The following is a 6679-nucleotide window of genomic DNA, read 5'->3' on the forward strand; positions in this document are numbered from 1 at the left end:
GTCACGCCGCATTCCGGGCGCGCCAGGCGTCAAGGCGCGTGCCGGCGATGCGGGCGCCGTCGGCGGGAACGAGCGAGCGCTCGCCCAGCACGCTGCCGAAGTAGCGGGCGTCGGGGTCGGTCACGACCGAACGGGGGTCGCCCCGGCCAGCGAGCACGGACCGACCCAGCTCGTCGAGGCGGAACTGCTCCGGGCCGGCGATCTCGACGACGCCGTTCGTCGGCGCACCGACCGCGACCGCCGACACCCCGGCCGCGACATCGTCGGCCGCCATCGGCTGGATCAGCACCGGCGCCAGGCGTACGGAGTCGCCGTCCGTCGCGGCGTCGACGATGCCCTGGACGAACTCGAAGAACTGCGTGGCGTGCACCAGCGAGTACGGCAGCCCGGACGCGGCGACGAGCCGCTCCTGGGCGACCTTCGCCGCCATGTATCCGCTGTCCGGGAGCCGATCGCTGCCCACGATCGAGAGCGCCACGTAATGCCGCACTCCGGCATCCGTCGCGGCGGCGAGCAGGGTCCGGGTGGACGTCTCGAAGAACTCCAGCGCGGCCCCGCCGTCGAGCGACGGAGAGTTGGAGGTGTCGACCACCACGTCCGCACCGGCGAGCACGTCGGCCACTCCCTCGCCGGTAAGCGTGTTCACACCGGTCTTCGGTGACGCCGCCACCGCCTCGTGGCCCTGCTCAGCGAGGATCCCGACGAGCTTGGAGCCGATGAGGCCACTGCCACCGATGACGACGATCTTCATGATCGAACCACTCCCTGTCCCTCAGGCGTCGGATCGAGCCGCTGTACCGGAACGGCGCCCCAGTGGGCCGATTCCAGCCTACGGAGCTGCGCCTCACCGAGGCGCAGAGATCAGGCGTGATGATTGCCGTCGCCGAAGCGCCTGGCTGGCCTGCTGATGGCGGGTGCCCGCTAGCCTGCTGATGGCAGGCGCCGGCGACACGGGGGGGCCGGCACCCACACCCAGCGGGAGGTCGACGTGGCCGCAGTGTCCCACCCGGTGTTCGCCCGGGTCTACGAGCGGCTCAGTGTGGCGATGGACCGCGCCGGCCTCGACGAGTTCCGCCGGGACCTGGTCGCCGGCCTGTCCGGCCGGGTGATCGAAGTCGGTGCCGGCAACGGTCGGATGTTTCCCCACTACCCGCCGGGCGTCACCGAGGTCGTGGCGGTCGAGCCGGAGCCACGGCTGCGGGCCGCCGCCATCCGGGCCGCAACGACCGCGCCGGTCCCGGTCACCGTGGTCGACGGTCTGGCCGAGGCGTTGCCCGCCGGGGACGGCGAGTTCGACGCGGCAGTGGTCGCGTTGGTGCTGTGCAGCGTGACCGACCAGGCGGACGCGCTCGCCGAGATCCACCGCGTGCTGCGCCCCAGCGGCCAGTTGCGCTTCTTCGAGCATGTCGCAGTGGAGGAACCCGGACGCCTGCGCCGGATCCAACGGCTGTCCGACGCGACGCTCTGGCCGAAACTGTTCGGCGGCTGCCACACCGCCCGCGACACCACCGCCGCCATCGGCACCGCCGGGTTCGCCATCGGGGAGCTGCGCCGCTTCCGGTTCCCGGCCACGAGTTCCAGCCCGTCCTCACCCTGCGTTCTGGGCCGGGCGATCAGGCGGGAGCCCGGCCGCAGCTGAGGGCAGGCCGGCAAGCCAGGCGTCCAGGGCCGCCGGGCTCTGGAACATCAGCACCGGCGGTACGGCGGGATCGCTCTGCCAGGCGCGCATCCGCCGTCGCGCCCGGCCGAACGCGCCGACATGCCAGAGCAGGATCGAGTCCCGGGACAACACGCTGCCCAGCGACTCGCGGTTGCCGTTGCAGATCACCTCGCCCGTCACGAGCCGGCGCATTGTCCGACGCAGCAGCCGCCAGAACGACAGCCACCGCGGATAGTCCAGGCCCACCACCAGGTCGGCGCGCGCAAGGGGTACGTCCCGCCACCCGTGGTACGCACCGTCGAGGATCCACGTGTCCCGGCGGCAGATGGCCTCGATCCGGCTGCGCTGCTGCTCGACGGGCACCTCGACCCAGCCCGGCAACCACAACTGGTCGTCCACCGGATACCACGGCAACCCGAGGCGCCCGGCCAACTGTTGCGCCAGCGTGGTCTTGCCGGCGCCGTACACCCCGTAGACCAGGATGCGCCGTGGTGCGCTCATCGCGGAAGCGTACGCGCGAAAGTCGGTTGCCGCCGAGGACGAGTTCGGCCAGAGTGCTCCCCATGACGTACTGACGGGCGCCACCTCGCCGCACCGGGCCGCATGAGGCCGACAGGTGCCGTATCACCGTCCGTCCCTTGCGTTCTCAGCGAGAAGTGAGCGTCGTTGTCTGAGCACAACTCCCCTGGGGAGTCTCTGTCCGCGTCCATGCCGGCCACCGTCACCGTGTTCGCCTCTCCCGCGAGTTGGATCGAGTCCGACGCGCTGGAGCAGTGCCGACAGGTGGCCGCCCTCGACGGAATGATCCACGTTGCCGGCATGCCGGACCTGCACCCGGGCAAGGGTGCCCCGATCGGCGCTGCCATGGCGTCGAGCGTGCTGTACCCGCACCTGGTGGGATCCGACATCGGCTGCGGCATCGCCGTGTTCCCCTTCCGGCTCAAGCGCGTCGTACCGGAGCGGCTGGCGGCTCGGTTCCCCGACCTCGACCGCCCGCTCGACCCGGAGCAGGACGCCGACGACAGGGCCTGGGATGTCCTGCGGGGTGCGATACCCGCAGGTCACCTGGACGGGCTCGCTACGGTCGGGCGCGGCAACCACTTCGTCGAGCTGGCCCGCGTCGACACCGTCGCGCACCCCGGGCACGCGAGCCGCCTCGGGCTCGACGCCGGTGACCTCGTACTCATCGTGCACAGTGGCTCGCGCGGCCTTGGTGAGCGGATCCTGCGGGCGCACACGAGCGTTCACGGCGCCGGCCCCGCGCCGGACCCGGACGTCTACCTGGCCGCTCACGACGACGCCGTGCGGTGGGGTTCACTCAACCGGCGGCTGCTTGCCGCCCGGGTCGCGCACGCTCTGGGTGCCGAACCGACCGAGCCGATCGTCGACCAGTGCCACAACCTGGTCGAGGTCCGCGACGGCGTCTACCTGCACCGCAAGGGTGCGGCGCCCGGTGACGGCCGCGACGTGCTCATCGCCGGTACGCGGGGCACGGCGTCCTACCTCGTGGCCGCGCACGCCGGCCCCGATGCCAACCACTCGGTGGCGCACGGCGCGGGCCGCAAGATGTCCCGCGCCGACGCCCTGCGCCGCGGTCGGGCCAAGCACACTGTCGAGGAGTTGCGTCGCACGCCGGTGGGGTCGCTTGTGGTGTGCGGCGACCGCCAGTTGCTCTTCGAGGAGGCTCCCACCGCGTACAAGAGGATCGAGCAGGTGATCGGTGACCTGGTCGAGCACCGGCTTGCCACACCTGTGGCCACAACGACTCCGGTGATCACCTACAAGACTCCGGCAGCGGGGGCCACGCCACGACCGGACCGCCAGCGCCGCGGGCGGAGCCGATCATGAGTACGCGGCTGCTGCTGTCCAGCGGGCACGGCCCGCAGGAGTGCGCCTGGGCGCTGGCCCGGTTGCTGCGCCGGCTGGAGGGCGAAGCCGCCCGGCGTGGCCTGACGGTCCGTCGCGTCGAGGTGGTGCCGGGCAACCAGTCCGGCACCTACCGGTCGGCGTTGATCCAGATATCAGGTGCCGACGCCGAGGCGTTCGCCGCCTCCTGGACGGGCACGCTGTGCTGGCAGGGGCCAAGCCCCTACCGTCCCGGCCACGGCCGGAAGAACTGGTATGTCACAGCGCAACCGCCGCCGGGCGACGCCGGGACGACGACGTTCACGGAGGCGGACGTCGACGTCGTGGCGTGCCGCACCGGCGGCCCCGGCGGTCAGCACCGGAACAAGGCAAGCACCGCGGTACGGGCTACCCACCGCCCGTCGGGGCTCGTCGTGGTGGTGGACAGGGAACGGCAGTTCAGCCTCAACCGCGCCATCGCCCTGCGCCTGCTACGGGAGCGCATGAAGGCCGGAGACGAGGCGGCCCGGCGCGCGGTGACCACCGCCCGGTGGCGCATCCACGACTACCTGGTCCGGGGCGACCCCGTCCGCACCGAACGATGAGCGATGGTCCGTTCCCCGGCGTCGATGCCCGTAGGGTGGTGGCATGGCTGAGCGACCTCTGACCCTGATGGCGGTGCACGCCCACCCCGACGACGAGGCGACGAGCACCGGCGGCGTCCTGGCCCGCTACGCGGCCGAGGGAGTGACGACGGTCCTCGTGACCTGCACGGACGGCCGGTGCGGTGACGGGCCCGGCGGGGTGAAGCCCGGCGACCCCGGTCACGATCCCGCCGCCGTCGTGGCGATGCGCCAGGCCGAGCTTGAGGCCAGTTGCGCGGCGTTGAAGGTCACCCACCTGGAGACCCTCGGCTACGGCGACTCGGGGATGATGGGCTGGCCGACGAACGACCAGCCCGGCTCGTTCTGGTCCACGCCGGTGGCGGAGGCGGCGGACCGGCTGGCCGAGCTGATCCGCCGGTACCGACCGGACGTCGTCGTCACCTACGACGAGAACGGCTTCTACGGCCACCCGGATCACATCCAGGCCCACCGCATCACGATGGCGGCCGTTGCGCAGACCGACGTTGCGGCGAAGGTCTACTGGACCACCGTGCCCCGCACCGCGTTCGAGGACTTCGGCCGGATCATGAAGGAGCTGGGCATCGAGTGGGCCGACCCGGACCCGTCGTCGCCCGAGCCGGCGCTCGGCCTGCCCGACGACGAGATCAGCACCTGGGTCGACACGAAGGCATACGGCGACCAGAAGTTCGACGCGTTGGCGGCGCACGCCAGCCAGACCGAGAACATCTTCTTCCTGCAACTGGGCCGGGAGCGCTTCACCGAGCTGATGGGCGTCGAGACGTTCGTCCGCGTGCGGGACACCACTGACGCGCCGCTGCCCGAGGACGACCTCTTCGCCGGCCTACGCTGAGTAACCTGGTGCCATGATCTTCATTACCGCCAAGTTCCGGGTGCTGCCGGAGCACGCCGACCAGTGGCCCCAGATCTCCGCCGCGTTCACCGAGGCGACCCGCGCCGAGCCGGGCTGCCTGTGGTTCGACTGGTCCCGCAGCCTCGACGACCCGACCGAGTACGTCCTGGTCGAGGCGTTCCGCGACGATGAGGCCGGCGGGGCACACGTGCAGTCGGCGCACTTCCGCGCGGCACAGGAGCACCTGCCGCCGCACCTGGCCGAGACGCCGCGCATCGTCAACACCACGGTGCCGCAGCAGGACTGGTCGCTGCTCGGCGAGATGGCAGTTCCCGAAGGCCGCTGACCGGCCTCACCGCCCGGGCCGCGTCGGCGCTCCGGGCCGCGTCGGCGCTTTGCCCCGGGGGTACGTCGAGCCGGCGCCCAGGCCGGGCACCGGCTCGACTGTCGTCCTACCGCTGGCCGTGTCGGCTGGCGCAGCGCACTTCGGTGATCAGCTGGCGGTGCAGGTGGGCGCCAGGCCCGAGGCGGTGCCCGTGCCCTGGAACCCGAACTCGGTCACCTGACCGGCAGCAAGCTGACCGTTGTAGTCCACATTCGCGAACCGCACCGAGCCGCTGCTGCCACTGGCCGTGGCCGACCAGGTGTTCGTCACGCTCGCCCCAGCGGGCAGCGTCAGCGCGACGTTCCAACCCCTCGTGCCGGACGAACCAGCTGTCACCTTCACATTCACCACGAACCCGCCGGTCCACGAGTTCACAGTCACCGACGCCGAACACCCACTCGGCCCCGGCGGAGGAGTCGTCGGGTTCGGCGGAGGCGTGGTCGGGTTCGGCGGCGGGGTGGTCGGGGTCGGCGGCGGGGTCGTCGGGATGGGCGTACCGCTGTTGAGGGCGTTCAGCACGGCGTCGTACGCGGACTTCTTGTTGCCGTTGCAGTCGAACAGCAGCGCGTTGTCCGACCCGCGCCACGAGTCGCAGTCGCGCACGCCCCAGACGGTGATGCCGGTGCAGCGGGTGACGGCCAGGCAGGCGCGGGTGACCGCGCCGAAGATGTTGGCCTGGTTGGAGCCGGTCATCACGTCCTCATCACGTCCAACTCGGTGATCTGCACATCAACGCCCAGGTCAGCGAAGCGTTGCAGGTTGGCCTGGTAGTCACCGGCCAACGTCGTACCCAGGTGCGACTGGAAACCGACGCAGTCGATCGGCACACCACGGGACTTGAAGTCCCGCACCATGTTGTAGATACCCGTCGACTTCGCGTTGATCCCATCGGTGTTGTAGTCGTTGTAACACAACTTCGCACCCGGATCCGCGGCCCGCGCAGCCCGGAACGCCGCCTCGATCCAGTCGTTACCGGTGCGCTGCAGATTCGAATCCCGCCGCCCACCACTGCCACCATCGGCGAACGCCTCGTTCACCACATCCCAGGCATAGATCTTGCCCCGGTAGTAGGTGGCCACCTGCGTCACATGGTTGATCGCCGCGTTACGCAACGCGCTGCCCGACAAGCCCTGCGCCCAACCCGGCTGCTGCTGGTGCCACAACAACGCATGACCCCGCACACTCATGCCATTGGCCTGCGCGTGACTGACCAGACGATCACCACCGGAATAGCTGAACCGACCCTGCTGCGGCTCGGTGGCATCCCACTTCATCTCATTCTCAGCCACCACACTGTTGAACTCGCGGTTCAG

The 6679-nt window shown here is 70.8% G+C and carries 7 protein-coding genes and 1 pseudogene; 5 read left to right on the forward strand and 3 right to left on the reverse strand.

Annotated elements, in window-relative coordinates:
* Position 1: 1 nt before the first annotated feature.
* Complete coding sequence (locus ADK66_RS05575) at positions 2–751, reverse strand: SDR family oxidoreductase (protein ID WP_053652801.1); 750 nt, start codon at positions 749–751, stop codon at positions 2–4.
* A 237-nt stretch (positions 752–988) separates the two neighbouring features.
* On the opposite strand from ADK66_RS05575, the gene ADK66_RS05580 reads away from it, so the two are divergent.
* The gene (locus ADK66_RS05580; RefSeq protein ID WP_231639912.1) at positions 989–1639 is read left to right on the forward strand and encodes a class I SAM-dependent methyltransferase; all 651 of its coding nucleotides are present in this window, start codon (positions 989–991) and stop codon (positions 1637–1639) included.
* Here the strand turns inward: ADK66_RS05580 and ADK66_RS05585 are convergent.
* On the reverse strand, positions 1589–2161 hold the full coding sequence (locus ADK66_RS05585) for an adenylate kinase (protein WP_053652802.1): 573 nt from the start codon (positions 2159–2161) through the stop codon (positions 1589–1591). The two genes, ADK66_RS05580 and ADK66_RS05585, sit on opposite strands and share 51 nt — an antisense overlap.
* A 207-nt stretch (positions 2162–2368) precedes the next feature.
* On the opposite strand from ADK66_RS05585, the gene ADK66_RS05590 reads away from it, so the two are divergent.
* The 4 genes from ADK66_RS05590 to ADK66_RS05605 are packed head-to-tail and all read left to right on the forward strand — an operon-like array spanning position 2369 to position 5327.
* Positions 2369–3508 carry an RNA ligase RtcB family protein gene (locus ADK66_RS05590; protein ID WP_053652803.1) on the forward strand — a complete coding sequence of 380 codons (1140 nt, stop codon included), beginning with the start codon at positions 2369–2371 and terminating at the stop codon, positions 3506–3508.
* Positions 3505–4110: a peptide chain release factor H gene (prfH, locus tag ADK66_RS05595; RefSeq protein WP_053652804.1), complete on the forward strand. Its 606-nt coding sequence runs from the start codon at positions 3505–3507 to the stop codon at positions 4108–4110. Before ADK66_RS05590 ends, prfH begins: the two co-directional genes overlap by 4 nt.
* A gap of 43 nt (positions 4111–4153) precedes the next feature.
* Entirely contained in the window at positions 4154–4981 is an 828-nt protein-coding gene (locus tag ADK66_RS05600) for a PIG-L family deacetylase (protein ID WP_053652805.1), read from the forward strand.
* Between the two features lie 13 nt (positions 4982–4994).
* Positions 4995–5327 carry a putative quinol monooxygenase gene (locus ADK66_RS05605; RefSeq protein WP_053652806.1) on the forward strand — a complete coding sequence of 111 codons (333 nt, stop codon included), beginning with the start codon at positions 4995–4997 and terminating at the stop codon, positions 5325–5327.
* 147 nt (positions 5328–5474) lie between these two features.
* Here ADK66_RS05605 and ADK66_RS05610 read toward each other — a convergent pair.
* A pseudogene (locus ADK66_RS05610) lies at positions 5475–6679 on the reverse strand (endo-1,4-beta-xylanase); the annotation flags it as partial.

This window comes from Micromonospora sp. NRRL B-16802, assembly GCF_001279555.1.
In the GTDB taxonomy this organism is placed as follows: Bacteria; Actinomycetota; Actinomycetes; order Mycobacteriales; family Micromonosporaceae; genus Micromonospora; species Micromonospora profundi.

Excerpts from the sequence above, each read along its gene's own strand:
- ADK66_RS05575 (WP_053652801.1), bottom strand. The coding sequence starts at position 751 with ATGAAGATCGTCGTCATCGGTGGCAGTGGCCTCATCGGCTCCAAGCTC.
- ADK66_RS05585 (WP_053652802.1), bottom strand. The coding sequence starts at position 2,161 with ATGAGCGCACCACGGCGCATCCTGGTCTACGGGGTGTACGGCGCCGGC.
- ADK66_RS05590 (WP_053652803.1), top strand. The coding sequence starts at position 2,369 with ATGCCGGCCACCGTCACCGTGTTCGCCTCTCCCGCGAGTTGGATCGAG.
- prfH (WP_053652804.1), top strand. The coding sequence starts at position 3,505 with ATGAGTACGCGGCTGCTGCTGTCCAGCGGGCACGGCCCGCAGGAGTGC.
- ADK66_RS05600 (WP_053652805.1), top strand. The coding sequence starts at position 4,154 with ATGGCTGAGCGACCTCTGACCCTGATGGCGGTGCACGCCCACCCCGAC.
- ADK66_RS05605 (WP_053652806.1), top strand. The coding sequence starts at position 4,995 with ATGATCTTCATTACCGCCAAGTTCCGGGTGCTGCCGGAGCACGCCGAC.